The organism is Rhizobium deserti, assembly GCF_004358025.1.
GTDB classification, from domain to species: Bacteria; Pseudomonadota; Alphaproteobacteria; order Rhizobiales; family Rhizobiaceae; genus Neorhizobium; species Neorhizobium deserti.
Genome location: NZ_SMTL01000002.1, coordinates 566,039 through 590,661, shown reverse-complemented (window position 1 = coordinate 590,661; position 24,623 = coordinate 566,039). Strand labels below are relative to the sequence as shown.

The window sequence follows — 24,623 nt, the reverse complement described above, 5'->3', positions numbered from 1 at the left end:
TCAGAGGTGGATGAAATGGACACGATGACGACGGAAGCCCCGCAGACGCTGCCGGTTCCGGTCGAGGCTGCCGAGGATTTGCTGACGAGTCCGGACCGGTTCATCAACCGGGAATTCTCCTGGCTGCAGTTCAACCGCCGGGTTCTCGAAGAAACCTTGAATGTCGCGCACCCATTGCTGGAGCGCGTCCGCTTCCTGTCCATTTCGGCCACCAATCTCGATGAATTCTTCATGGTGCGTGTGGCCGGCCTTGAGGGTCAGGTCCGTCAGGGCATTGTCGTGCGCAGCCCTGATGGCAAGACGCCGGCCGAGCAGCTCGATTTCATTCTCCAGGAGATCGACAACCTGCAGATGGAACAGCAGGCGTCGCTGGCCGTGCTGCAGCAATATATGGCGCAGGAGGATATCCTCATCGTTCGTCCAGCGGCTTTGTCGGCCGAGGACAAGCACTGGCTGGCCGGTGCCTTTGAAGATGAGCTTTTTCCGGTCCTGACGCCGCTGTCGATTGATCCTGCACACCCGTTCCCCTTCATCCCCAACCTCGGCTTCTCCATGGGGCTGCAGCTTCACAGCAAGCATGGCAAGGAGCCGATGACCGGCCTGTTGCGCCTGCCGACGACGCTCGACCGCTTCATCCGCCTTCCGGATGAAGGCAATACGATCCGTTATGTGACGCTGGAAGACGTGGTCGGCATGTTCACCGACCGGCTCTTCCCCGGATATGAGGTGAGGGGTGCCGGTACCTTCCGGATCATCCGCGACAGCGATATCGAAGTCGAGGAAGAGGCCGAAGACCTGGTGCGCTTCTTTGAGACGGCGTTGAAGCGGCGTCGACGCGGTAAAGTCATCCGAATCGAGACGGATTCGGAAATGCCTGCCTCGCTTCGCCAGTTCGTGGTGCAGGAACTAGGCGTTCCGGATAACCGCGTCGCAGTTCTGCCCGGACTGCTCGCCCTCAACACGCTGTCCGAGATTGCCAAGGCGCCGCGGGACGATTTGCGATTCGAAAGTTACAATGCCCGCTTTCCGGAGCGCGTTCGCGAACATGCCGGCGATTGCCTTGCCGCTATCCGCGAAAAAGACATGGTGGTCCACCATCCGTATGAGAGTTTCGACGTGGTGGTGCAATTCCTGATCCAGGCGGCCCGCGACCCGGATGTGCTGGCGATCAAGCAGACGCTTTACAGAACCTCGAACGACAGCCCGATCGTCCGGGCGTTGATCGATGCGGCCGAAATGGGCAAGTCGGTGACGGCCCTCGTGGAGCTCAAGGCACGGTTCGACGAGGAAGCCAATATCCGCTGGGCACGCGATCTGGAACGGGCCGGCGTGCAGGTGGTCTTCGGCTTCATCGAATTGAAGACGCATGCCAAGATGTCCATGGTCGTGCGTCGCGAGGACGGCAAGCTGCGGACCTATTGCCACCTTGGCACCGGCAACTACCATCCAGTCACCGCGAAGATTTATACCGACCTGTCCTTCTTCACCTGCAATCCGAAGATCGCCCATGATATGGCGAACATCTTCAACTTCATCACCGGCTATGGCGAACCAACCGAGAGCATGAAGCTGGCAGTTTCCCCCTATACGTTGCGGCCGCGCATCCTGCGCCACATCGAGGAAGAAACCTGCCACGCCCAGAACGGCAAGCCTGCGGCGATCTGGATGAAGATGAATTCGCTGGTAGACCCGGAGATCATCGATGCGCTTTATCGGGCCAGCCGGGCCGGCGTCGAGATCGATCTGGTTGTGCGCGGCATCTGCTGCCTGCGGCCGCAGGTGGCTGGGCTTTCCGACAATATCCGGGTCAAGTCGATCGTCGGCCGCTTCCTCGAGCACAGCCGCATATTCTGCTTTGGCAACGGCTACGGCCTCCCGTCGGATAAATCGCTTCTTTACATCGGTTCGGCCGACATGATGCCCCGCAACCTCGACCGGCGGGTGGAAACCCTTGTGCCGCTGATGAACCCGACGGTGCATGAGCAGGTGGTATCCCAGATTATGCTGGGCAACTTGATTGACAACCAGCAGAGCTACGAGATATTGGCCGACGGCACATCCAGGCGCATGGAGGTGCGCAAAGGCGAGGAACCGTTCAACGCGCAACATTATTTCATGACCAATCCGAGCCTGTCCGGCCGCGGAGAAGCCTTGAAATCGAGCGCTCCGAAGCTGATTGCGGGCGTGATGTCCGGACGCAAGAAATAGCCAGTCAAGAAATAGGCAATATGGTACGATCTGAAGCCCAGGGGCGCCTTCCGGGAATAGCTCCTGTCTCCGTCATCGATATTGGCTCGAACTCCGTCCGGGTGGTCATCTACGAAGGCCTGTCGCGCGCGTCGACCGTGCTTTTTAACGAGAAGGTCTTGTGCGGGCTCGGAAAGGGCCTTGGCTCCAATGGGCGGATGGACGACGAAGCGGTGGAACGGGCGCTTGCCGCCTTGAAGCGGTTCCGGGCGCTGTCGATCCAGGCGCGCGCCGGCGAGGTCTATGTGCTCGCCACCGCTGCCGCGCGTGAAGCCTCCAACGGTCCGGAATTCATCCGCGCTGTCGAGCAAATCCTCGGCCAAAAGCCTCAGGTCCTATCCGGCGAGGAGGAAGCCCGCTATTCGGCTCTCGGCGTCATCAGCGGTTTCCACGATGTCGACGGCATTGCCGGCGACCTGGGTGGTGGCTCGCTTGAACTCATCGACATTCGCGGCAAGGAATTCGGGCGCGGCATCACGCTGCCGCTCGGCGGTTTGCGGCTATCGGAATCCTCCGGAAACTCGGTGTCGAAGGCGCGCACCTTCGCCCGCAAGCACGTGAACACCGCACGCTTTCTGGAACAGGGGGCTGGCCGCACGTTTTATGCCGTCGGCGGCACCTGGCGCAACATCGCCAAGCTTCACATGGAGATCACCAAATATCCGCTGCACATGATGCAGGGCTACGAAATGCCGCTCGACGAGATGCAGAAATTCCTCGACGACGTGATCGCCGCAAAGGATTCCAAGGACCCTGCGTGGCAGGCGGTCTCCAAGAGCCGTCGCCTGCTGCTGCCCTTTGGCGCGGTCGCGATGCAGGAGGTCCTGAGCGTGATGAAGCCGGCCAAGGTGACCTTCTCCGCCCAAGGCGTTCGCGAAGGCTATCTTTACTCGCTGCTCCCGCAGGAGGAGCGCGACAGCGACCCGCTTCTCGTCGCGGCAGACCAGCTCGCCATTCTGCGGGCCCGCTCGCCCGAACATGCGCGCGAACTAGCCGACTGGACGGGTCGCATGGTGGCGGTGTTTGGTATTTCAGAGACAGAAGAGGAAAGCCGCTACCGGCAAGCAGCTTGCCTGCTTGCTGATATCAGCTGGCGCGCGCATCCGGATTACCGTGCAATGCAGGCCCTCAATGTCATTGCCCACTCGTCCTTCGTGGGGATCACCCATGCGGGCCGGGCCTATCTGGCGCTTGCCAACTATTACCGCTTCGAGGGTTTGAGCGACGACGGCGCGACGGGGCAGCTTGCAACGATCGCCACACCGCGTCTGCTCGATCTCGCCAAACTTCTGGGCGGCCTTCTGCGCGTCGTGTATCTGTTTTCTGCCTCTATGCCTGGCATCGTCAACAATCTGAGCTTCCGCCCGTCTGCCGATCCCGATCTCGATCTGGAATTCGTGGTGCCGCCTGCTTATCGGGATTTCGAGGGCGAACGGCTGGAGGGGCGGTTGCAGCAGCTGGCGAAACTAACCGGCAAGCGTCTGGCCTTCAGGTTCGAATAGACGGTCGGCCGTTGTCGCTGCTCCCGGGATGAGATGGCGGCCATTGTTCATAAAAGCGGAACGCTGCGGTCACCTTTGTTTGGTTGCAGAGAAGCGGCGCCGTGACCATCTTGGGGATAAGCCGGACGTGATACCGGCTGTCAAATCCCAAGGAATATGATCATGAAAAAGGTTATTGCCGCTGCCGTTCTGGCAGCGCTTGCCGGTGCGCCTGCAGCGTTTGCCATCGAACCCATTCCCGGTAGCATCACCTATGGCGGTCAGCCGCGAACGAAACTGCAGAAGGCGCCAGTTGGCAGCCCCGTCTTCCACCAGTTCTACAGCGGTGGCTACGATTACCGGGAAATCTACAGGATCCAGCCGGACCGCAGCCTCAAGCTTCTCGATCGCCACATCATCCAGGTGCCGAACGACAGGTAGCCCAAAAAAAGCCCCGGCCAAATACCGGGGCTTTTGCTTATTGAGAACGGTCTTCTTCTACTTTGCCGACAGGAATTCGCCGGCTTCGATCAGGCTGAACTCGTTGTTGTCCGCCTTGTCCACGGCGCGTCCGGCCGAGAAAGGCAGGTTGTTGTCATTGCCGATGATCAGGTGCGTAGCATCGACCTGATCGACATTCTCAATCGTCACGAAGGGCATGTCATAGACGCCGTCCTTGGAGCCCGCCTTCTTCTTGTTGTCCGGATCCTGGATGTTGAGAAGATCGATATAACCGATCTTGCGCACCGCCTTGCCGACATTTGCATCGTTGAACTCGATCTTGTAGACCCGCTTCAGTTCGGCAGGGGCGTCGAAGCAATCCGCCTTCGGCTGTTTGGGATCGGCGCAAGCCCTGTCCTTGGTGCCGGCACCATTGTCGCGTTCGATGACGAGCGCCGTCGTCGCGTCGATCATGTTGAAGTCGCCGATCGCCACGCCCTTTTCCGCGAACGGATAGAGCCAGGAGCGGCCGGTCCACTTCTTGGCAGCCACGTCAAATTCTATGACACGGATAGCGGTGCGGCCGTCGGCCTGCTCCATCTTGCCATCGTCGCCGTAAAGCGCGCCTTCCAGCAGGCCGTAGAGCTTGGAGCCGTCCTTGGACATGGCCATGCCTTCAAAGCCGCCCGAGCGCTTCAGGTTGAAGACCGGCATTTTGGCAGCCGGATTGGCGGGCAGCTGGATCAGTGGATTGTCCGGAGAGGTGACCGGCTTGCCGTCCACGGTGGTGGCCACCACGTCAGTCAGCTGACCGAGCGCGTTCACCTTGATGAGGTAAGGACCGAATTCATCGCCGAGCCAGAAGCCCTCATCGACGGGTTGGATAGATTCGATATCGAAATCGGCACCGGTCAGGTAACGGGTTTCCGTGCCTTCCATGGCGATCGGGAAGGGCGCAATCTTGTTCGGGTCGGACAGGAAGATGTTCTTGACGACATCCACCTTGTTGCCTGCCCAATCGATCTTCACCTGGTGAAGGAAAAGCATGGCGTCGGAAGAATTGGCCTTGGAGCCGAAGCCATTGTCCGACAAGGTCCAGAATGTACCGTCCGCCATCAGCTTGATGCCGGAAAAGCCCTGCACCGGCTGGCCGTCGAGCGGCAGCTTGACGTCGGTCACGCGAGCGCCGTCCTTGCCGTCGACAGTGCCGAGTTTTTCACTGCGCTTGCGGTCGGGCGTGCTGAATTTGCCGGAGGTCTTCAGGAAAGCCGGGGCATCGACCGGCGCGGGAACGACCGTATTGGCAGGCAGGATCGCCTGGCCCGCAAGCTTGGCCGGAAACATCTGGTCGTCGGCGGAAGCGGAGCCGGCAAACAGCGCCACGAGCGCCACGGAAGCAAACAATAATCTCGTCATCAAGTCACCTGTGGGTTGGCATGCCTTGGTCGTCGGCACGTATGGGACGCCAACCGCTTAGGCGGATCAGATGACGGCTGGTTGATGGAAGCTTGAAGCTTGGATGAAGCTTTGATGATGAAAATTTGACACGCTAATGAAGCCGTTAGACGGCTTTCGTCAGTGCCATCCAGCGGCCAGGGGGCATGCCGAAGGTCTTCTTGAAGTGGCGGGTGAAGTGCGCCTGATCGGCAAAGCCTGCATCCGCGGCGACGTCGGCAAGGCTGCTGCCGGCTGCCATCAACGCCTTGCTGCGGTCAAGCCGGCGCATGAGGAGATAGCGATGCGGGCTGGTTCCGAGAAGCCTCCGGAACTGCCTTGCCGTCGTATACCGGTCGAGCCCGCTCACCGCTTCCAGCTCTTGCGAGGAAACCAGCCGCGAGCAGTTGTCCTGCAGATAGTCACGACAGCGCAGCACAGCTTCGCGGGCAAGGCTGCTACTGCTGGCGGGGTCACGAACGTCCGCATGCCGCCAAATGCTGCTGGATAGCCGAGCGATGAGGTCGTCCATCAGCAGGTCTTGAGGTTCGGCCTCGAGATCGTCGAGCGCTTCGGCCAGGCATTGTCGGAATTCGTCGTCGGCCAGCACCGGATCGCGCACGAAGGGCAGGCTGGCACTGCCGGTTGCCTCGATCAGCCGTTCCGGCGGCAGGTAGAGCATGCGGTAGCGAAGCCCATCGTCCGTGCCTGCCGATCCGTCGTGCAATTCGTCCGGATGCAGCACGATCACCTTGCCGGGCAGGCTGGCGCGGGTAGAGCCTCGATAATGAAAGGTTTGGACCCCCGCCAGCGTCACGCCGATTGCATAGGTGTCGTGCCGGTGCGGCTCGAAGCCCTGACCGTGAAAGCGGGCTTCGATCCGCTCGATACTCGAGGTGGCCGGCGCCTGAACAATTCCGTCAGTTGCGGCGGCCTCGCAAGAACGTTCAAGACCAGCAGGGGTGGCTGCCTTTATGCCACGTGTTCCCGCATAACCCTGGATGGAGTTTTTCTTCATGTTCGACACCAAGATCGCGATCGTTCTTCGCGATGACCTTGCTCCTTGGCAGGAGCTGAACGTCACCGCCTTCCTGACAAGCGGCATTATCGCCGGCAATCCGGCCATTGTCGGCCAACCATATCGGGATGCAGCCGGCAATGTCTATCATCCGATGACGATCCAGCCCATCGTGGTTCTGTCTGCCGATCAGGAAACGCTGCGCACCATCCACCGGCGCTCGCTTGAGCGTCAGGTGACGAGTTCAGCCTATATCGAAGAAATGTTTTCGACCGGCCATGACGCCGCTAATCGCGACGTGTTCGCGCAGTTTTCGCCGGATGATGCGAAGCTGGTGGGCATTGCCCTGCGGGCGGACAAGAAGATCGCCGACAAGATTACTAAGGGCGCCAGAATGCACGCCTGACCGGTGCTACGCCTCCAGCGCCAGCACGGCAAAACTCGCCAGCCAATGCTCGCCCATATAATCTCCAGCCACATGGGGTAATGCGCTTTCCAGGTGATCCGCTGCGGCTTTCTCCATAACGGCTCGCCGCGGATCCGTTTCCGGCAGCGCCTTGGCAAGCGATCGCCAGCACCAGGCCCGAGAAAAACTGAGCCCGTCGAGATGGGCGATCTTGCCGTCCGATCGATCCGAAACCGAAGCGGGCACGAAGAGCGTTTCCGGCTTCTGCGCCATGATCTCGGGCAGGAAGCGATCGAACCATGGGGGGAAGCTTTCCGCTGGCATCAGCCTGCGCATGCATTCCGCTTCGATCAGCGTCGACGACAGGAAATCGTCTCCGGATGGTTCGCCCCAGGCGGGGCAGGCTTCGTCCTTGCCATACCAGCAAAGGCATGTGTCTGTCAGCAATGCCATCAGGCGCTCATCGTCCGTAGCCTCGGCATAGTCAGCCGCGAGCCGGGTCGCGAAGGCGGTGTTGTAATGGGTGCCGACGCGAACCGGATAGGTGGCAATGGGAAGAAACTCCATGAAGCGGTCAACGAAGATATCCGTAAGCGGCTGAAGGTTGGCGAACCAGCGTCCGCCTTCCAGGTCTTTGAGCTCCGACGCCAGCTTCAACAGCCAGCCCCAGCCATAGGGGCGCTCGAAGCCACGCTCCAGCGGATGAGCCAGCATGGCGCATTCGCCGGCAACCTTGTCCGCCACCAGCATCTCGTCGAGTAATTTTCGGATCGAAGGAGCGGCTTCCATGGCGGGGAAGTTCCGCAGAAGACGCGCCAGCATCCAATAACCGTGCACGCAGGAATGCCAATCGAAGCTGCCGTGAAAGATCGGGTGAAGCTGGCTCGGCGTCCTGGCATGTTCGGGTCCCGCCAGGACATGGCCCGGCTTGTAGGGATATTCCCGCCTCACATGGCCGAGCGCGATCATTGCGAAATGCTGGGCGGTCTCAGGCGTCAGGGCATTGTGCATGAAGGAACTCGCGTTGAAAACGGGACGGGCAGGACGTATCATTCTCGGCGAGACTAGCAGATCGGAGATGCGATGATGAATGCCATCACGATACGAAATCTGTCCGATGAAGCCAGCCGTGCACTCGAGGCGCGTGCGGCCGAACATGGGACCACCGCAGAGGTAGAGGCGCAGCATATTTTGCAGGATGCTTTGACTGTCGCGGAAGCTGGCAAGGCGGGTGGGCAGAAGACGAAGCCGACGGTCGGCTTGGGAACGGCTTTGCGTCAGCTCAGGGATCAGTATCCGGAACTAGAGGATATCGATTTCTCTCGCGACCAGACGCTGGCAAGAGGCCCTTCTTTCGAATGATACTCGTCGACACGAATGTCATTTCTGAATTGATGAAGGATGATCGTCACCGAGCTGTAGAAGATTGGCTGGATCTTCAGGTTAAGGAGAGGCTGTACGCGCCGGCCATCAGTTTGGGCGAAATTGTCTACGGCATCGAGAAGCTGCCTGAAGGCAACCGCAAGTCCCGGCTCCGATTGCTTATGAAAGACATTTTCGCCTATCAGTTCACCGACCGTGTCCTTCCTTTCGACGAACAAGCAGCCTATGCCTACGGCCGCATTGTTGCCGCGGCTCGCGCCAGAGGAAAGTCTATCCTAATTGCCGACGGCCAGATCGCAGCGATCGCTGAAGTCAACGGGCTGACCGTCGCCACCCGCGATACCGCGCCATTCGAAGCGGCCGGAGTCCCGGTTATCGATCCGTGGAAACTGTGAAGCGCTAAAGCTCGACCGCTTCCACCTTCTTGTTGACGAAGCGCAGCGCCACGCCGCCGCCGATCAGCTTCAGGGCCGTGTCGCCGAACAGGTCGCGACGCCAGCCGGACAAGGCTGCCACTTCTGCGCTTTCGCCTTCTGCGGCAATCCTTTCGAGATCGTCGGTATTGGCGATGACCTTTGCGGCTACACCTTCCTTGTCCGAAATCAGCTTCAGCAGCACTTTCAGGAGTTCGACGGCGGCAGCCGTTCCTTCCGGTACATGCACGTGCTTGGGCGCTTGCGGCATGTCCGCCTTGGGAAGCGCCAGGGCTGCATTGACCGCTTCGATGATCGCCGCACCGGAGGCGGAACGCTCCCATCCTTTCGGCACGGTTCTCAGGCGTCCCATGGCTTCCGTATCCTTGGGCTGCTGCTGAGCAATTTCATAGATCGCATCGTCCTTCAGCACGCGTGAACGGGGCACGTTGCGGCTGCGCGCTTCGCGTTCGCGCCACGCGGCGACCGTCTTCAAAACGGCAAGCTCCTGTGGCTTCCTCAGCCGCGATCTCAACCGCAGCCAGGCATCGTCAGGATGCATGTCATAGGTTTGGGGCGATTCCAGCACCGCCATTTCTTCCGTCAGCCACAGGGCTCGGCCTTCCTCTTCCAGCTTCTGCTTGAGGAACAGGTAGACGTCCCGCAAATGGGTCACGTCGGCGAGCGCATAGTCCAGCTGCTTGTCGGACAGCGGCCGGTGGCTCCAGTCGGTAAAACGCGAGGATTTGTCGATCTGGACATTCTTGATGCGGCTGACGAGCTGGTCGTAGGATACCGAATCCCCGAAACCGCAGACCATGGCGGCAACCTGCGTGTCGAAGATCGGATGCGGCACCAGATTGCCGAGATGGTAGACGATCTCGATATCCTGGCGCGCGGCATGAAAGACCTTGATCACTGCCGGGTTCGCCATCAACTCGAAGAAAGGCGTCAGGTCCAGGCCCTTGGCCAAGGGATCAACCAAGACTTCGACGGTCGGGCTCGCCATCTGGATCAGGCAGAGCTGAGGCCAGAAGGTGGTTTCCCGAAGGAATTCCGTATCGATAGTGATGAAGTCTGATTGAGCGAGCTTGATGCAGGCTTCTTCGAGTGCGGCGGTCGTTTGGATCATTGTGTCATTCACGTGGAGGTAATCAACCTTCCTTCTCCTTCCCGCCGCATAAGTCAATATGCCGCAAGCGGGCTTTCACTTGGCATCGTCCTTATCCGCCGGTGCGGCAAGCCGGTTGAAATAGGCGGAAGTGCGCAGCAGCGGGCGAAAACGCCATTTGCGTTGCGCCGGCGGAACCGAGGCACGCGCCTTCATCCGGTGGATCGTGAAGAGCAGGAAGCCGGCAAAGATGAACGAGGTATAAAGGAAGAAGGCGCGGGGGCCGTAATATTCGAGCAGCGTGGAGGCAAGCAGCGGACCGGCGGTGGCTCCTACCGACCAGAAGAACAGCAGGCCTGCCGAGACAAGCGCATGTTCTCCCGGCTTTGCATAATCATTGCCGTGCGCCGAGCATAGCGAATAGAGCGGCATGGAAAAGGCGCCGAACAGGAAAACGCCGACGATATTGGCGGTCTCGCTGGTGCCGGCGCCGAAGGTGAGATAGGCGCCGGTGACGATCGAGCCGACCGTCGTCCACAGGATGACGCGGCGGCGGTCGAGCTTGTCGGAATAGATGCCCAGCGGATATTGCAGCACGACCCCGCCGATAATGCCGGCGCTCATGAAGGTGGCGATCGAGGTAATGCTCATGCCGAGTTCCTTGGCATAGATCGGCCCGATATTGCGGAAAGCGGCCATGCTGAGACCGACCGCCACGACGCCGACCACCGCCAGCGGCGAAATCCGCCACACGGCCCTCAGATCGAAGGCGATGGCTTCCGGCGGCGCAGGACTCGACTTGTCGGCAACCGAGATCGGCACCAGCGACAGCGTCAGGGCAATCGCGATGATGTTGAAGATGATCGGTCCCTCGATGCCGACGGTCGGAATGATGTATTGCGCGACGGTCACCGAGCCCAGGTCGACGAAGCGATAAATGGAGAGCGCGCGCGCGGTTGGCATTGGTGACCTTGGCATTGATCCAGCTTTCCACCGTGGCAAATAGACTTGCGATGGCAATGCCGATCACAAAGCGCATGGCGAACCAGAAGGTCGGATCGACGATCATCGACATGCCGATCGATGCCGATGCGCTGACGGCAGCCATTGTCGAGAACGTCCGGATATGTCCGATGCGCCGCAGGAGGCGTGTCACATAAATGCAGCCGATGGCAAAACCGACGCTGTAGCCCGCGCCGATCATGCCGATGACGGAGGGCGAAAATCCTTCCGATGAGCCGCGCAATGCAATGTAGGTGCCCTGGAGGCCGTTGCCGCCGATCAGGATGCCGGCCGTAACGAGAAGGGGAATCAGTAGGCGGATATGGCTCATCGTAACTTCGCGGATGCACGAGGATGCTGTGCCGCCGGAGAAGGCGGCATGTGTTTAAGAAGCTCTACGCGCAAAAACCATCGAAAGGGAGCCGTCGATGCGACAAACCGCGACAAGTCTTGACAAAGCAGGCCCGTCATGCGCTTTTCGCGCCGATTTTGCTTGAGCCGGCCGGCACCTGTTTGCGTGCGGCGGGCCGCAACAGGCACCCCAGTTCAGGATACCAAAATGCATCTTTACCGCAGCCACACCTGTGCCGCCCTTCGCAAGTCCGATGTCGGCTCGACCGTCCGCCTGTCCGGCTGGGTGCACCGCGTACGAGATCACGGCGGCGTGCTTTTCATCGACCTGCGCGACCATTACGGTATGACGCAAGTGGTTGCCGATCCGGACAGCCCCGCCTTCAAGGTTGCCGAAACGGTGCGCGGCGAGTGGGTGATCCGCATCGACGGGCGCGTCAAGGCCCGTTCGGAAGAGACGGTCAACAAAGCCATGGCGACCGGTGAGATCGAGCTCTACGCGCTGGAGATCGAGGTCCTGTCCGAGGCGAAGGAACTTCCGCTGCCGGTCTTCGGCGAGCCGGAATATCCCGAAGACATTCGCCTGCGCTACCGCTTCCTCGATCTGCGCCGCGACACGCTGCACAAGAACATCGTCAAGCGCACCCAGGTCATCTCGGCCATGCGCCGCGAAATGGGCAGTGCCGGCTTTACGGAATATTCGACGCCGATCCTGACGGCTTCCTCGCCGGAAGGCGCCCGCGACTTCCTGGTGCCGAGCCGTATCCATCCCGGCAAGTTCTTTGCGCTGCCGCAGGCGCCGCAGCAGTACAAGCAGCTTCTCATGGTCGCCGGTTTTGACCGCTATTTCCAGATCGCCCCCTGCTTCCGCGACGAAGATCCGCGTGCCGACCGCCTGCCGGGCGAATTCTATCAGCTCGACCTCGAAATGAGCTTCGTCACCCAGGAAGACGTCTGGGATACGATGGGGCCGATGATGACCTCGATCTTCGAGGAATTCGCCGAGGGCAAGCCGGTCACCAAGGAATGGCCGCGCATTCCCTATGACGAAGCGATCCGCAAATACGGCTCCGACAAGCCAGACCTGCGCAACCCGATCGTCATGCAGCCCGTGACCGAGCATTTCGCCGGTTCCGGCTTCAAGGTCTTCGCGGGCATGATCGCCTCCAATCCGAAGGTCGAAGTCTGGGCGATCCCGGCCAAGACCGGTGGGTCACGTGCCTTCTGCGACCGGATGAATGCTTGGGCTCAAAGTCTCGGTCAGCCGGGCCTGGGCTATATCTTCTGGAAGGAAGAAGACGGCAAGGTCGGCGGTTCCGGCCCGCTTGCCAAGAACATCGGTGAAGAACGCACTGAAGCCCTGCGCGTGCAGCTTGGCCTTGAAGCGGGCGACGCCGCCTTCTTCGTCGCCGGCGAGCCGGTCAAGTTCTACAAGTTCGCAGGCGAAGCACGCACCAAGGCAGGCGAAGACCTGGATCTTGTCGATCGCGATCGGTTCGAACTGTGCTGGATCATCGACTTCCCGTTCTACGAATGGAGCGAAGAAGACAAGAAGATCGATTTCGCCCACAACCCCTTCTCCATGCCGCAGGGCGGCCTGGAGGCGCTGCAGAGCCAGGATCCGCTGTCGCTCAAGGCTTACCAGTATGATGCCGTCTGCAACGGCTTCGAGATCGCTTCCGGCTCGATCCGGAACCAGTCACCGGAAGCCATGGTCAAGGCGTTTGAGTTGGTGGGCCTCAGCCAGGCGGATGTCGAGGAACGCTTCGGCGGCATGTACCGCGCCTTCCAATATGGCGCGCCTCCGCATGGCGGCTGCGCCTTCGGCGTCGACCGGATCGTCATGCTGCTGACCGGTGCCAAGAACCTGCGCGAGATCACGCTCTTCCCGATGAACCAGCAGGCGCAGGATCTCCTCATGGGCGCACCTTCCGAGGCGACCCCGACGCAGCTGCGCGAGCTTGCCATCCGTCCGATCCCGCCGGTCAAGAAGGACTGACAGTAGCGCCTACGGGTTCCGGTCTGCCTTCTTTGCGAGAAGCGGCCCGGAACCATCTTCTTCCGCTTGTGTTGTTAGGGCAGCAAAGCATAGGGAGAAATTTTATGCGTAAGACACTACTGGCCGCTTCGGCCGCTTTCATCGCCCTTTCGGGCGCGGCCTTGGCGCAGAGCACGGTGATCGTGCAGGAGCCGGCTCCCGTGGTCAGCGGTACAACTGTCGTCATGCCGGGCCAGGTTCGCACCTATGTCATGCAGCAGCAGGTTCCGTCCGTCGCCTACCAGGGCGATGTTGTCGTCGGCGCCACCCTGCCGGAAACAGTTGAGGTCCGCACGGTCGACGGTTACAACGACTATGCCTACACGGTCGTCAACGAGCGCCGGGTGATCGTCAACCCGCAGACTCGTGCCGTGATCCAGGTTCTGGATTGATTTGATCGGCAGCAGTTTAAAAGCCCGGGCTTGAGTTCAAGCCCGGGCTTTTTCGTGGCCGCTATTGCGGCGTCGCCAAGGTGCGGCTAGACCAAGCCATCACAAGGACTCGGGTGCGACTCCCGGGTGGCTCTTCCGGCCGCCGATCCGCCGGACAACGCAAAGCATCAGCCCATTCCACACCTGGATAAGATCCCGGCGATGCGATTCCTTTTGCGAAAATCCCAATGAACGCTTTTTCCATTTACCGCCGTGAATGGTTTTCCAACATTCGCGGTGACCTCTTGTCCGGCATTGTCGTTGCCCTTGCGCTTATTCCCGAAGCCGTCGGCTTTTCCATCATTGCCGGTGTCGATCCCAAGGTCGGGCTGTTTGCGTCGGTGGCGATTGCCTGCGTGACCGCATTCACCGGCGGGCGTCCGGCCATGATTTCCGCCGCCACCGCCGCCACAGCCGTGCTGATGGGGCCACTGGTGCGCGATCACGGCATCCAGTACCTGTTTGCGGCCACCATCCTGATGGGCTTCATCCAGATCATCGCTGGGGCCCTGAAGCTCGGCCGGGTCATGCGCTTTGTCTCGAAGTCGGTGATGACCGGCTTCGTCAACTCGCTCGCCATCCTCATCTTCGTGGCGCAGATCCCGCAGCTGACAAACGTGCCTTCGGTAACCTATGCGCTGATCGCCCTGGCGCTGGCGGTGATCTATCTGTTTCCCTACCTGACAAGGATCGTCCCTTCGCCCCTGGTGGCCATCGTTGTGGTCACAGGCGTCGCCCTGGTGTTTCAACTCGACATCAAGACGGTTGCGGATCTGGGCGAAATGCCGACGGCGCTGCCGATCTTCAGCCTGCCGGACATACCGCTGACCTTCGAGACATTGCGGATCATCTTTCCTTATTCCCTGGCGCTTGCTGCGGTCGGGCTGCTGGAATCGCTTCTGACGGCGAAGATCGTCGACGAGATGACCGACACGACGAGCAGCAAAAGCCGGGAATGCTTTGGCCAGGGAACCGGCAATATCGTTTCGGCGCTGTTTGGCGGCATGGGCGGCTGCGCCATGATCGGGCAGTCGGTGATCAATGTCACGTCCGGCGGGCGCGGCCGCTTGTCCACCTTTACCGCGGGCGCTTTTCTGCTCGTCCTGCTTCTGGTGCTGGACGATATTTTGAGGATCGTTCCGGTTGCGGCCTTGGTGGCGATCATGATCATGGTGTCGATCGGTACGTTTTCGTGGAAATCGATCGTGGATATCAAGCGCAATCCGGGCACCTCGTCGATCGTCATGCTGGCAACCGTTGCCACGGTTCTCGCTACCCAGGATCTTTCAAAAGGTGTGATTGTCGGCGTGCTACTTTCCGGTGTTTTCTTTGCTGGAAAAGTGGCAAGGCTGTTCAACGTGACCTCGAGCCTCGACGACGAGGGCAGGGCGAGGACCTATCAGGTCGAAGGCCAGATCTTCTTTGCTTCGGCGGAAAGCTTCATCGGCTCGTTTGATTTTGCGGAACAGCTGGAGCGCGTAACGATCGACGTCAGCCGGGCTCATCTTTGGGATATTTCGGCGGTTGGCGCGCTCGATCAGGTGGTTATGAAATTCCGCCGCCACGGGATGGAGGTCTTTGTACTTGGTGCCAACGCGGCGAGCGCCAGCATGATCGACCGCTTCGCCCTGCACGACAAGAGCGAAGCAGACCCGCCCGGCATTCAGAAGCATTAGAATGTAAAAATGCCCCGGCAGTTGCTGCCGGGGCATTTTTAACGGGTGGCAGTCAGTCGTTCGCCTTGACCTTGACGCCGAGAACGGTCGGCAAGGTGTTCGGCGCGCCCATGGCGGCACCCATGATCATCGGGAAAGGCACGCCCTTTTCCGGCTGGGCCGTAAAGGTCAGGTTTTCCGGCTTGTCCAGATAGGTGTTGACGGCGGCGCTGAGCATGTTCTGCAGTTCGGGGATGTTGTATTGCGATAGGACCATCGGCGTCATGGCCTTCAGCATCTGCGCCATCTGCTCGCCGGACGTGCCCTGCTGCTTGCCGGCATAATCGAGGGCCCGCTTGGTGATGCCGGCATCGTCGAAGCGGATCTGCGCGCTGTTGAAGGTCAGGCGCTGCAACAGGCCGAGCATGGCGAGGTTGGCCGCCTGCTGTGCTTCTTCCTTGTTGGCATTGGCTTCCATCGCCTTGGCGGTTTCATTGGCCGAGCGAACGAAGTCAAGCGTATAGCCGGACAGGCTGAATGCCATGTCCAGCTTGCCGACATTGGCGAAGTCGAGAGCATATTCCTCGACCGCGATCGTGCCCGATCCGAGCTCCCAGTTGCCGACCATGCTGATCTTGCCGTCGACATTGGTGAGGTTGAGCTGCTGCAGACTGTCCTTGGCTGCCGGATCCTCGATCATCGAGAGATCCGCCTTGATGCCGTTGACCTTGACGTCGAAGCCGACGGACGCATTGTCGTCGGCGACTTCGGAGGTCATGTTCACGTCGTCGATGGAAAACGCCTGCTTGCCTTCGACCGTGGCGACCACCTTGCCCACATGGGCTTCGTCGTAGAGCATCACGGCATCGAGCGTGTCGCCATTCGGATTGGCGGGGATGACGAGGCCGCTGATCGAAATGTCCGAGGCGGAGAAATTGGCCTTCTCGTCCTTCATCTGGACATTGTCGAAGGTCACCGTTTCCACAGTATAGCCGCCATTGTTTTCGGCCACATCGTCAAGCTTGATATTGCCGAGCGGAATGGTGAACTCGCCGGCATCGGCCGACAGCTTGGCATTCTTCAGCATCACGTCCGAACCGTCGACCGAGACGGCTTCTGCGCTCAGCTTGGCGCCGCCCTGCGAACTCATGGCGTTGTTGATCTTGGCAACGACGTCATTGCCGTCCAGGGCAAAAGCCGGACCGGTGACCAATGAAAGTGCTGCGCCGGCGAGCAGCAGCCGGGCCTTGGTGGAATAGTGCATCGTCTTCCTCCTGGCGGGCAAGCTCGCGCCCGCGTGTCGATCTCTTCGGCTGCATTTATAGGCAGGGACGCGCAAACGTCCATGGCCTTGTTCCACGTTTCCCTTGGCATAATTGCGGCAAGGGTATTGCTTGTGGATCAAGCTCGCAGCCGCAGGAGAACAAGTTCATCCACAGGCTGGAAGGCGGTCTTTCTTGCCGGGAATCAGGCTTTCCGGTAGTCAAGACCCATGGGACAAAATCTGACACCACCCTCCGGCGACGGAGGCGACCACATTCTTCCGGTGGACCTGAAGGCAGCGCTCGAGGAACGCTATCTCGCCTATGCGCTTTCGACCATCATGCATCGGGCGCTTCCGGACGTGCGCGACGGGTTGAAGCCGGTGCATCGGCGCATCATCCACGCCATGAGCGAGATGGGCATCCGCCCCAACTCGGCCTTTAAGAAATGCGCCCGCATCGTCGGTGACGTGATCGGTAAGTTCCACCCGCATGGCGACCAGTCGGTCTACGATGCGCTGGTGCGTCTGGCTCAGGACTTCTCGCAACGCTATCCGCTGGTCGACGGCCAAGGCAATTTCGGCAATATCGACGGCGATAACGCCGCCGCCTACCGTTATACGGAAGCTCGGATGACCGACGTGGCGGCCCTGCTGCTCGAGGGGATCGACCAAGACGCCGTCGACTTCCGCCCCACCTATAACGAAGAGGACGACGAGCCGGTCGTCATGCCGGGGGCCTTTCCCAATCTTCTGGCAAATGGCACATCCGGCATCGCGGTCGGCATGGCGACCTCCATTCCGCCGCACAATGCCCATGAGCTCTGCGACGCGGCGCTGCATCTCATCAAGCATCCCGATGCGACGATCGAGAAGCTGGTCGATTTCATTCCAGGACCGGACCTGCCGACCGGCGGTATCATCATCGACAACCGCGAAAGCATTATCGAAGCCTACAAGACAGGCCGCGGCGGCTTTCGCGTGCGGGCGAAATGGGAAACGGAAGATCTGGGGCGCGGCGGCTATCAGATCATCGTCACCGAAATCCCCTTCCAGGTGCAGAAGTCGCGCCTGATCGAGAAGATCGCCGAATTGCTGATCGCCCGTAAGCTGCCTTTGCTCGAAGACGTGCGCGACGAATCGGCCGAAGACGTGCGGATGGTTCTGGTTCCCAAGAACCGAACGGTCGATGCGACGCTGTTGATGGAATCGCTGTTCCGGCTGACGGAACTCGAAAACCGCTTTCCCCTCAACATGAACGTGCTGTCCATGGGGCGCGTGCCGAAGGTGATGAGCCTCAAGGACGTGCTGACCGAATGGCTGGCGCATCGCAAGGATGTCCTGGTTCGCCGCTCGCGCTTCCGGCTGGCGGCGATCGATCGCCGCCTGGAAATCCTTGGCGGCCTGTTGGTCGCCTATCTCAATATCGACGAGGTCATCCGCATCATTCGTGAGGAGGACGAGCCCAAGCCCGTGATGATGGAGCGCTGGTCGCTCACCGACATCCAGGTGGAAGCCATCCTCAACATGCGGCTGCGTGCTTTGCGCAAGCTCGAAGAATTCGAGATCCGCACCGAGCATGAAAATCTCAGCAAGGAAAAGGCCGAAATCGAGGCGCTGCTCGCGTCCGACGAGATGCAATGGAAAACGGTGGCCTGGGAAATCCAGGAGGTGAAAAAGAAGTTCGCCAAGGCGACGCCGCTCGGCCGCCGTCGCACCCAGTTTGCCGAAGCGCCTGACGCGGATGTCGAGGCGATCCAGCAGGCGATGATCGAAAAGGAGCCGGTGACGATCGTCGTGTCGCAGAAGGGCTGGATCCGCGCCCTGAAGGGACATATCTCCGACACCTCGACGCTGACCTTCAAGGAAGGCGACGGGCCGAAGATCGCTTTTCTGGCGCAAACTACCGACAAGCTTCTGCTTGTGACAACCGGCGGCAAAGTGTTCACGCTCGGCGCCGACAAGCTGCCGGGAGGCCGCGGACATGGCGAACCGATCCGCATCATGGTGGACATGGAGAACGACCAGGATATTCTGACCGCCTTCGTCCATGATCCGCAGCGCAAGCTGATCCTCGCCTCGACGGCCGGCTATGGCTTCGTGGTTGCAGAACCGGAAATGGTCGCCAATACCCGCAAGGGCAAGCAGATCATGAATGTCGCGATGCCAGACGAGACAAAGCTCGTGGTGCCAGCGACCGGCGATCATGTGGCGATCGTCGGTGAGAACCGCAAGATGCTGGTCTTCCCGCTGGCGCAGCTTCCCGAGATGAGCCGCGGCAAGGGCGTGCGCCTGCAGCGCTACAAGGATGGCGGCATTTCCGACATCAAATGCTTTGCGATGGACACCGGGCTTTCCTGGGAAGACAGCGCCGGCCGCTCGTTCACCAGGAACAAGGATGAGCTGCTGGAATGGCTGGGCGACCGAGCAACCGCCGGCCGCGCCGTTCCAAAGGGCTTTCCACGCAGCGGCAAATTCGCGGGTTGATCAGGTTTTAGCGAGCGCGCTTAGCGCGACATGATATTTCCTCATTGCCACCTTCGCAGCGAGGAGCTGACGATGGAAATCCTCGTCGGATATCTTGTTTGGATCAAAGAGCTCAATTCCCGTATCATCGGTATGAAGCTCCAGAACCTGGCCTTCTTTCCACCCCAGGCGGGTCCAGAACGTCCTGCGGGAAAATGATACAATGATCTTCGCCGATCTTTTGAATCGCAACTTTCGTGAACATGGCTTCCACCTTTAGAAGCCATGAATGCTACCATAGGTAAAGTTGCGATTGAAGCTAAAGCTTTTGAGAAGTGAGCCGCTCGCCTCGCCGCATCTGCCATAGCGAATAGCCGACCAGCGCCGCCACGAGGATCGTGCCCCCGAGAAGGGTGCGGAGCGATGGGACTTCGGTGAAGATCATCCACACCCAGAGCGGTGCTAGCACGGTCTCCAGCAGGTAGAACATGCCGACTTCCGGGCCCGTCAGGTATTTCGGCCCGGTCGCGAGGCACCAGAAGGCGAGGGGGATCATAACCGCGCCGTCGAACACGACCCAGAACGGTTGCTCGACGGAAAAGCCGCTCGACCATACGATCCACAATCCGATCACGGCAGGCAGTATGGTGGCCACAAGCGGTACAAAGCCCATGTCGATGCGGGTGGCATGGCCGACAGTAATGGCGCAGGCAAGCAGAAGGGCAGTGCCGACCGCCAGCACATCACCCAGAACATGGCCTCCGGCCAAGCCGCCCGACACGATGATGCCGACGCCTGCGACCATGACCACCATGGCGATGAAGGTCGATGCCGAAGGTCGTTGCTTCAGCACCAGCCAATCCAGCAAACCGGCAAACATTGGCGTGAAAGCAACGATGAACACGACATTAGCGGTTGCCGTATGAAAGACCGCAGCCAGAAAGGTCATTGTCGACAAGCCGTAACATAAGCCGGCGAACAGGCCCGCCCTGCCGGGCACGAGCGTTGGCCTCTCTGAGGTGAAGCGACGGATGAGCAGCCAGAGGACCAGCGTAGTGACAAAGGTCGTCGTGCTACGCAGGAAGATGGTGGACCAAAGCTCCCCTTGACCGAGCCGCACCAAGGGCACGTCGAAGGACAGCGCAAGCCCGCCGATCGTGGTGAGCGCCAGGCCTTTCCTGTGATTGTCCATCGAAGAGCCGTTCAGGCGTCTGTCGAAGGATCGAAGACCTCCCAACCGCGTGCGGTCAGGTGTTCCTGCGGCTGGAAGCGGGTCTTGTAGCCCATTTTAGCCGATCCCTTGACCCAGTAGCCGAGATAAACATGCGGCAGGCCGAGTGCCTTCGTGCGGTTGATGTGGTCGAGGATCATATAGGTGCCGAGCGACCGCTTCTCCAGTTCCGGGTTGAAGAAGGAATATACCATGGACAGCCCGTCGCTCATCATGTCGGTCAGTGCGACGCCGAGCAGTTCTCCCTTCGGCACAACACCGAGACCGGCGCCCGGTTCGCGCCGGCGATACTCGATGATGCGCGTGTTCACATGCGTGTCCTCGACCATGATCGCATAATCGAGCGCCGACATATCGGACATGCCGCCGCGCTGGTGACGGTCGTCCAGGTAACGGCGGAATAGGGAGAACTGTTCTGTGGAGGGCTGTGCCGGGCCGGTGGCGGAAACAATCTCGGCATTGGCCGCGAGTATGCGCTTCATGGAGCGCCCCGGTTCGAATTCATTGGCGAGGATGCGAACCGAAACGCAGGCCCGGCAGGCCTCGCAAGCCGGACGATAGGCTATGTTCTGCGATCGGCGGAAGCCACCTTGGGTGAGCAGGTCGTTCATCTCCGCGGCACGCGGACCCACAAGATGGGTAAAGACCTTCCGCTCCATCTGGCCGGCAAGATAGGGACAAGCTGCCGGGGCCGTCAGGTAGAACTGCGGGGAAGGCGATACCTGAGTATTCATTGTGCCGCGACCGGTCCCGTCGTCTTTGTCGTTGATGTCATAGCATGGCGCATAAACGCAAAACGTCAACCATGTGCTGCAACCCGCCGCACGCGTTGGCGGGCAAGATGCTCGTGATGCCGATGCTTAGGACGTGCGCACCACCACCGTTCCAAGCAGAAGATCATGAACGAGACGCGAGCGTTCGATGAATAGCCCGGCGAGCAGGATCAGCGGCGTCAGAACCGAATTGATCAGCCAGAAAAGCACGGTGTGGACCATGGCGGTCATGAAATCCATCGGCTTGCCGTCCATCCGGGCGACAGCAATGCCCGCCATGCGCATCCCGGGAGACGCCTGGTTGGGGCCGCCGAGCGTCAAGCCGAAATATAAAAGCGCGACGATCACGAAAAGCGCCGGATACAGCATGAAGCCCAGGCCAAGCGTGATGATCCCAAGGAAGAACACCACGACGGCGGCCGGGATGCACAGCAAGAGCACGATCAGGTAATCGAGGATGAAGGCCAGCACCCGGCGGGACAGAACGCCGCTATAAGCGCGCCAGTCGTCCGGTGCGGCAATGGTAGGGTTCTGGTCGAGGCTCATTTGCGTGGGATCTCCGGTTTCGCTTTCAAGATATGGGGAGAACCGGAGCGTCCCACAAGTATCAGCTTTTCGCCAGCTTCTTTGCGGCTTCAATGGCGAAATAGGTCAGGATACCGTCGCAGCCGGCGCGTTTGAAGCAGAGCAGCGTTTCCATCATGATCCGCTCGCCGTCGATCCAGCCGTTCATCGCGGCGGCCTTGATCTGCGTGTATTCGCCGGAAACCTGGTAGGCATAGGTGGGAAGCCCGAAGGCCTCCTTGATGCGCCAACAGATGTCGAGATAGGCGAGCCCCGGTTTGACCATCAGCATGTCGGCGCCTTCCTCGACGTCGAGCGCCGCGTCCCGCAATGCCTCGGTGCCGTTGGCGGGGGAAATGTAATAGCTGTTCTTGTCGCCCTTCAGCAGCCCGCTGGTGTTGATGGCGTCGCGGTAGGGGCCGTAGAATCCGGAGGAAAACTTCGTCGCATAGGACATGATGCCGACATCCTGGTGGCCGCTCGCGTCAAGCCCTCGGCGGATGGCGCCGATGCGCCCGTCCATCATTTCCGACGGCGCAATGATGTCTGCACCGGCATCGGCCTGCATCACCGCCGCTCGCACCACCTGGTCAACCGTCTCGTCGTTGACGATGACCCCTTCGCGCAGGATGCCGTCATGGCCATGGCTGGTAAATGGATCGAGCGCCACGTCCGTGATGATGCCGATATTCGGCACCGCCTTCTTGATTGCCGCCGTCGCCTTGTTGATGAGATTGTCGGCGACCAGGCTTTGGGAGCCCGTCTCGTCGCGCAGGTTCATCTCGATATCCGGGAAGGTGGCGATCGCTGGGATGCCGAGATCGGCCGCCTGCTTTACCGCTTCCACGGCCTTGTCGACGCTCATGCGGCTGACGCCCGGCATGGCGGCGATCGGATCGACGATACCGGTGCCCGGCACGATGAAGATCGGCCAGATCAGGTCGTCAACGGTCAGCCGATTTTCCTGCACCATCCGTCGTGTCCAGTCCGCCTTGCGATTGCGCCGCATGCGGCGGTGGCCGGTGATCTCGTCGACCAGGTGCGTCTTGTCCATGGAAACAGCCTCTACTCTTGTCCGAATGCGCTGCTCCATATCACGGGATGGGGGACCTTGCGAATGCGCGGCATCGCCACAGTTGATCCTAGATCCAGAGATCGTTGAGGGCGGTGCGCTCGCCGCCTTGGGTGCCGGTATTCAGCGTACCGCGCGGTTCGATCAACATCATCTTCACCTCGTTCTGTGCGAACGGCTTGTGCTCGACGCCCTTGGGAACGACGAACATTTCGCCCGGCCCGATCTCGACGAAGCCGTCGCGGAAATCGATCCGCAAAATGCCGTCGAGCACGATAAAGGTCTCGTCTGTTTCCGGATGATCATGCCAGAGGAAGTCACCGTCGATGCGCACGAGCTTGAACTGGTAATCGTTCATTTCCGCCACGACGCGCGGCTGCCAGTGGTCGGGGATCAGATCCAGCTTGGCGGCAAGGTTGATCGGCCGGTAGGAAGAGATGTGGTTGTCCATGCGTGCTCCTTGAATGAGGGGCAAGCTTAGCAGCGACGCGCACCCACCTCTTGAACGATCGTGCATGGGATTTGCCGTCGTTTGGTGCCCTTCGGTACTCGGTACTCGGTACTCGGTACTGGCGGCTGACGACTGGCGCCGCTAGTGTGCCGTTCCATGGAACCTGATTCACCCTATGTGCCAAAGCGCACCCTGACCGAAATCCTGTTTGCCATCTTCCTGCGGGTGATCGCGCTCGCCTGCTTGTGGTTCGGCCTGCAATACTGGGCCATGCTCGTCGGCTATTCCCTGCACGGCATGGCACGCTTCGATCTTCTCAACCTGCCATGGAAGGTGGCCGCTGCGTCGCTTGCGGTTCTCTTTCCGGTCGCCTCGCTCGGCCTCTGGCTCACCGTTTCCTGGGGGGCGGTGTTGTGGACGATCGCCGCCGTCATCCAGGTCCTCATGTATATGGTCTGGCCGGATACCTTCGGCCACAACACGCTCGTGCCACTTCTGCACGGGCTAGTTGCCGCCCTTTACATCGTCTTCCGGCTCTCCTTGTGGCTCGAAGAGCGACGTAAGGCGGAGCAGGTAAGGGTTGATTTACCCTGACTTTAAAGCTTTGAAGCCCCTGTTTTTCCAAAGTTTCCAGGCTAAGTCATTGGTGCCTATAGGTTAAAATTTTCGGTCCAAGTGGGCGACACACGGCCGCCCCAATTCGAAAATCTGCGGCAAGACATTGTTAACTCAATGTTTTAAGTCGAATTTTATGGGCTTTGGATAGTGTCTACCTCAAGGCGGGGATAACAAACACACCGCCAAACGAAACAGTGAGGCAGTCATGTTGAACACCAAAGTAAAGCCGCAGGCAGTCGCAGATACGCAGGAACAGACCATCCGCTCGCTCTACATGGAGTCGCTGCATCTGGTGGAACGCCTCCACCGCCGCCTCCTGGACGTCATCAAGGATGAGTTCGACCGTCAGGGTCGTGACGATGTCAACGCAGTCCAGGCGCTCCTGCTGTTCAACATCGGCAATTCCGAGCTGACCGCCGGCGAACTTCGCTCCCGCGGCTACTATCTCGGCTCCAACGTTTCCTACAATGTCAAGAAGCTCGTCGATCTCGGCTTCATCAACCATCAGCGCTCCCGCATCGACCGCCGCTCGGTCCGCATCAGCCTGACCCCGGAAGGCCAGGAAGTCGCCGAAACCGTGGCCAAGCTCTATGAGCGCCATATCGGCTCGATCGAAAAGGTCGGCGGCATCGGCGAAGGCGAGTTCTCGCAGATGAACAAGCTGCTGCAGCGCCTCGACCGCTTCTGGAACGACTCGATCGCTTATCGCATGTAAGCCCCAAGCTGCGGCATGCTTCATCCACGATCCGTGCCGCGGATCTGAAGACCTCCAAAAA

Annotated in this window: 23 protein-coding genes, 1 pseudogene and 1 other annotated feature; of the genes and pseudogenes, 13 read left to right on the top strand and 11 right to left on the bottom strand. The window is 60.1% G+C overall.

The features are described from left to right. Positions 1–24: 24 nt before the first annotated feature. From E2F50_RS09220 to E2F50_RS09210, 3 genes are all read left to right on the top strand, one after another. Positions 25–2,208: an RNA degradosome polyphosphate kinase gene (locus E2F50_RS09220; protein ID WP_133316387.1), complete on the top strand. Its 2,184-nt coding sequence runs from the start codon at positions 25–27 to the stop codon at positions 2,206–2,208. A gap of 20 nt (positions 2,209–2,228) precedes the next feature. Then, positions 2,229–3,749 carry an exopolyphosphatase gene (gene ppx / locus E2F50_RS09215; RefSeq protein ID WP_133315837.1) on the top strand — a complete coding sequence of 507 codons (1,521 nt, stop codon included), beginning with the start codon at positions 2,229–2,231 and terminating at the stop codon, positions 3,747–3,749. Positions 3,750–3,905: 156 nt separating this feature from the next. After that, positions 3,906–4,169: a hypothetical protein gene (locus E2F50_RS09210; RefSeq protein ID WP_133315836.1), complete on the top strand. Its 264-nt coding sequence runs from the start codon at positions 3,906–3,908 to the stop codon at positions 4,167–4,169. A gap of 57 nt (positions 4,170–4,226) precedes the next feature. On the opposite strand, the gene E2F50_RS09205 is transcribed toward E2F50_RS09210, so the two are convergent. Both E2F50_RS09205 and E2F50_RS09200 read right to left on the bottom strand, forming a co-directional pair. Next, positions 4,227–5,585 (bottom strand): esterase-like activity of phytase family protein, encoded by a 1,359-nt coding sequence (locus E2F50_RS09205; protein WP_133315835.1) that lies wholly within the window; start codon positions 5,583–5,585, stop codon positions 4,227–4,229. A 145-nt stretch (positions 5,586–5,730) separates the two neighbouring features. Next, positions 5,731–6,621, bottom strand: coding sequence for an AraC family transcriptional regulator (locus tag E2F50_RS09200; RefSeq protein WP_133315834.1), 891 nt, complete (start codon positions 6,619–6,621; stop codon positions 5,731–5,733). Here E2F50_RS09200 and E2F50_RS09195 point away from each other — a divergent pair. After that, entirely contained in the window at positions 6,620–7,027 is a 408-nt protein-coding gene (locus E2F50_RS09195) for a DUF2000 family protein (protein WP_133315833.1), read from the top strand. The genes E2F50_RS09200 and E2F50_RS09195 overlap by 2 nt on opposite strands. Before the next feature lie 6 nt (positions 7,028–7,033). On the opposite strand, the gene E2F50_RS09190 is transcribed toward E2F50_RS09195, so the two are convergent. Then, positions 7,034–8,038, bottom strand: a complete 1,005-nt coding sequence (locus tag E2F50_RS09190; protein ID WP_133315832.1) for a DUF2891 domain-containing protein — start codon at positions 8,036–8,038, stop codon at positions 7,034–7,036. 72 nt (positions 8,039–8,110) lie between these two features. Here E2F50_RS09190 and E2F50_RS09185 point away from each other — a divergent pair, with 72 nt between their 5' ends. Together E2F50_RS09185 and E2F50_RS09180 are read left to right on the top strand one after the other, a co-directional pair. Beyond that, a complete protein-coding gene (locus E2F50_RS09185) occupies positions 8,111–8,389 on the top strand; it encodes a FitA-like ribbon-helix-helix domain-containing protein (protein WP_133315831.1) in 279 nt (92 codons plus the stop codon). After that, complete coding sequence (locus E2F50_RS09180) at positions 8,386–8,805, top strand: type II toxin-antitoxin system VapC family toxin (RefSeq protein WP_133315830.1); 420 nt, start codon at positions 8,386–8,388, stop codon at positions 8,803–8,805. The genes E2F50_RS09185 and E2F50_RS09180 overlap by 4 nt, the downstream gene beginning before the upstream one ends. A gap of 4 nt (positions 8,806–8,809) precedes the next feature. Here E2F50_RS09180 and rnd read toward each other — a convergent pair whose 3' ends face one another. Together rnd and E2F50_RS09170 are read right to left on the bottom strand one after the other, a co-directional pair. Continuing rightward, positions 8,810–9,955, bottom strand: coding sequence for a ribonuclease D (rnd, locus tag E2F50_RS09175; protein ID WP_133315829.1), 1,146 nt, complete (start codon positions 9,953–9,955; stop codon positions 8,810–8,812). 75 nt (positions 9,956–10,030) lie between these two features. Continuing rightward, positions 10,031–11,267 (bottom strand): annotated as a pseudogene (locus E2F50_RS09170) (MFS transporter). A gap of 228 nt (positions 11,268–11,495) precedes the next feature. On the opposite strand from E2F50_RS09170, the gene aspS reads away from it, so the two are divergent. The 3 genes from aspS (at position 11,496) to E2F50_RS09155 (ending at position 15,432) form a co-directional block, all read left to right on the top strand. Continuing rightward, positions 11,496–13,286 (top strand): aspartate--tRNA ligase, encoded by a 1,791-nt coding sequence (gene aspS / locus E2F50_RS09165; protein WP_133315828.1) that lies wholly within the window; start codon positions 11,496–11,498, stop codon positions 13,284–13,286. Between the two features lie 104 nt (positions 13,287–13,390). Further along, on the top strand, positions 13,391–13,717 hold the full coding sequence (locus E2F50_RS09160) for a DUF1236 domain-containing protein (RefSeq protein WP_133315827.1): 327 nt from the start codon (positions 13,391–13,393) through the stop codon (positions 13,715–13,717). Between the two features lie 102 nt (positions 13,718–13,819). After that, positions 13,820–13,877 (top strand) — a sequence feature (sul1 is cis-regulatory element that is thought to sense ions involved in sulfur or methionine metabolism; They are found in Alphaproteobacteria). Positions 13,878–13,944: 67 nt separating this feature from the next. Next, positions 13,945–15,432: a SulP family inorganic anion transporter gene (locus E2F50_RS09155; protein WP_133315826.1), complete on the top strand. Its 1,488-nt coding sequence runs from the start codon at positions 13,945–13,947 to the stop codon at positions 15,430–15,432. Between the two features lie 52 nt (positions 15,433–15,484). On the opposite strand, the gene E2F50_RS09150 is transcribed toward E2F50_RS09155, so the two are convergent. Then, complete coding sequence (locus E2F50_RS09150) at positions 15,485–16,675, bottom strand: hypothetical protein (RefSeq protein ID WP_133315825.1); 1,191 nt, start codon at positions 16,673–16,675, stop codon at positions 15,485–15,487. A gap of 228 nt (positions 16,676–16,903) precedes the next feature. On the opposite strand from E2F50_RS09150, the gene parC reads away from it, so the two are divergent. Beyond that, entirely contained in the window at positions 16,904–19,159 is a 2,256-nt protein-coding gene (gene parC / locus E2F50_RS09145; protein ID WP_133315824.1) for a DNA topoisomerase IV subunit A, read from the top strand. 72 nt (positions 19,160–19,231) lie between these two features. Continuing rightward, complete coding sequence (locus E2F50_RS23520; RefSeq protein ID WP_281029191.1) at positions 19,232–19,357, top strand: hypothetical protein; 126 nt, start codon at positions 19,232–19,234, stop codon at positions 19,355–19,357. Positions 19,358–19,457: 100 nt separating this feature from the next. Here E2F50_RS23520 and E2F50_RS09135 read toward each other — a convergent pair whose 3' ends face one another. The 5 genes from E2F50_RS09135 to E2F50_RS09115 form a co-directional block, all read right to left on the bottom strand. Then, on the bottom strand, positions 19,458–20,330 hold the full coding sequence (locus tag E2F50_RS09135; protein WP_245515347.1) for a DMT family transporter: 873 nt from the start codon (positions 20,328–20,330) through the stop codon (positions 19,458–19,460). Between the two features lie 11 nt (positions 20,331–20,341). After that, a complete protein-coding gene (locus tag E2F50_RS09130; protein ID WP_133315823.1) occupies positions 20,342–21,103 on the bottom strand; it encodes an arginyltransferase in 762 nt (253 codons plus the stop codon). A 126-nt stretch (positions 21,104–21,229) separates the two neighbouring features. Continuing rightward, positions 21,230–21,688: an RDD family protein gene (locus tag E2F50_RS09125; RefSeq protein WP_133315822.1), complete on the bottom strand. Its 459-nt coding sequence runs from the start codon at positions 21,686–21,688 to the stop codon at positions 21,230–21,232. Between the two features lie 61 nt (positions 21,689–21,749). After that, positions 21,750–22,760: a porphobilinogen synthase gene (gene hemB, locus E2F50_RS09120; RefSeq protein ID WP_133315821.1), complete on the bottom strand. Its 1,011-nt coding sequence runs from the start codon at positions 22,758–22,760 to the stop codon at positions 21,750–21,752. 88 nt (positions 22,761–22,848) lie between these two features. Further along, positions 22,849–23,229, bottom strand: a complete 381-nt coding sequence (locus E2F50_RS09115; protein WP_133315820.1) for a cupin domain-containing protein — start codon at positions 23,227–23,229, stop codon at positions 22,849–22,851. A 156-nt stretch (positions 23,230–23,385) separates the two neighbouring features. On the opposite strand from E2F50_RS09115, the gene E2F50_RS09110 reads away from it, so the two are divergent. Together E2F50_RS09110 and ldtR are read left to right on the top strand one after the other, a co-directional pair. Continuing rightward, positions 23,386–23,823 carry a DUF6163 family protein gene (locus tag E2F50_RS09110; protein ID WP_133315819.1) on the top strand — a complete coding sequence of 146 codons (438 nt, stop codon included), beginning with the start codon at positions 23,386–23,388 and terminating at the stop codon, positions 23,821–23,823. Positions 23,824–24,052: 229 nt separating this feature from the next. Then, positions 24,053–24,562, top strand: coding sequence for a transcriptional regulator LdtR (ldtR, locus tag E2F50_RS09105; RefSeq protein WP_133315818.1), 510 nt, complete (start codon positions 24,053–24,055; stop codon positions 24,560–24,562). Positions 24,563–24,623: the final 61 nt, after the last annotated feature.

What these genes read in the sequence shown, in the direction of transcription:
- E2F50_RS09220 (WP_133316387.1), top strand. Translation starts at nt 25, where the DNA reads ATGACGACGGAAGCCCCGCAGACGCTGCCGGTTCCGGTCGAGGCTGCC.
- ppx (WP_133315837.1), top strand. Translation starts at nt 2,229, where the DNA reads ATGGTACGATCTGAAGCCCAGGGGCGCCTTCCGGGAATAGCTCCTGTC.
- E2F50_RS09210 (WP_133315836.1), top strand. Translation starts at nt 3,906, where the DNA reads ATGATCATGAAAAAGGTTATTGCCGCTGCCGTTCTGGCAGCGCTTGCC.
- E2F50_RS09205 (WP_133315835.1), bottom strand. Translation starts at nt 5,585, where the DNA reads ATGACGAGATTATTGTTTGCTTCCGTGGCGCTCGTGGCGCTGTTTGCC.
- E2F50_RS09195 (WP_133315833.1), top strand. Translation starts at nt 6,620, where the DNA reads ATGTTCGACACCAAGATCGCGATCGTTCTTCGCGATGACCTTGCTCCT.
- E2F50_RS09200 (WP_133315834.1), bottom strand. Translation starts at nt 6,621, where the DNA reads ATGAAGAAAAACTCCATCCAGGGTTATGCGGGAACACGTGGCATAAAG.
- E2F50_RS09190 (WP_133315832.1), bottom strand. Translation starts at nt 8,038, where the DNA reads ATGCACAATGCCCTGACGCCTGAGACCGCCCAGCATTTCGCAATGATC.
- E2F50_RS09185 (WP_133315831.1), top strand. Translation starts at nt 8,111, where the DNA reads ATGATGAATGCCATCACGATACGAAATCTGTCCGATGAAGCCAGCCGT.
- E2F50_RS09180 (WP_133315830.1), top strand. Translation starts at nt 8,386, where the DNA reads ATGATACTCGTCGACACGAATGTCATTTCTGAATTGATGAAGGATGAT.
- rnd (WP_133315829.1), bottom strand. Translation starts at nt 9,955, where the DNA reads ATGATCCAAACGACCGCCGCACTCGAAGAAGCCTGCATCAAGCTCGCT.
- aspS (WP_133315828.1), top strand. Translation starts at nt 11,496, where the DNA reads ATGCATCTTTACCGCAGCCACACCTGTGCCGCCCTTCGCAAGTCCGAT.
- E2F50_RS09160 (WP_133315827.1), top strand. Translation starts at nt 13,391, where the DNA reads ATGCGTAAGACACTACTGGCCGCTTCGGCCGCTTTCATCGCCCTTTCG.
- E2F50_RS09155 (WP_133315826.1), top strand. Translation starts at nt 13,945, where the DNA reads ATGAACGCTTTTTCCATTTACCGCCGTGAATGGTTTTCCAACATTCGC.
- E2F50_RS09150 (WP_133315825.1), bottom strand. Translation starts at nt 16,675, where the DNA reads ATGCACTATTCCACCAAGGCCCGGCTGCTGCTCGCCGGCGCAGCACTT.
- parC (WP_133315824.1), top strand. Translation starts at nt 16,904, where the DNA reads ATGGGACAAAATCTGACACCACCCTCCGGCGACGGAGGCGACCACATT.
- E2F50_RS23520 (WP_281029191.1), top strand. Translation starts at nt 19,232, where the DNA reads ATGGAAATCCTCGTCGGATATCTTGTTTGGATCAAAGAGCTCAATTCC.
- E2F50_RS09135 (WP_245515347.1), bottom strand. Translation starts at nt 20,330, where the DNA reads ATGGACAATCACAGGAAAGGCCTGGCGCTCACCACGATCGGCGGGCTT.
- E2F50_RS09130 (WP_133315823.1), bottom strand. Translation starts at nt 21,103, where the DNA reads ATGAATACTCAGGTATCGCCTTCCCCGCAGTTCTACCTGACGGCCCCG.
- E2F50_RS09125 (WP_133315822.1), bottom strand. Translation starts at nt 21,688, where the DNA reads ATGAGCCTCGACCAGAACCCTACCATTGCCGCACCGGACGACTGGCGC.
- hemB (WP_133315821.1), bottom strand. Translation starts at nt 22,760, where the DNA reads ATGGACAAGACGCACCTGGTCGACGAGATCACCGGCCACCGCCGCATG.
- E2F50_RS09115 (WP_133315820.1), bottom strand. Translation starts at nt 23,229, where the DNA reads ATGGACAACCACATCTCTTCCTACCGGCCGATCAACCTTGCCGCCAAG.
- E2F50_RS09110 (WP_133315819.1), top strand. Translation starts at nt 23,386, where the DNA reads ATGGAACCTGATTCACCCTATGTGCCAAAGCGCACCCTGACCGAAATC.
- ldtR (WP_133315818.1), top strand. Translation starts at nt 24,053, where the DNA reads ATGTTGAACACCAAAGTAAAGCCGCAGGCAGTCGCAGATACGCAGGAA.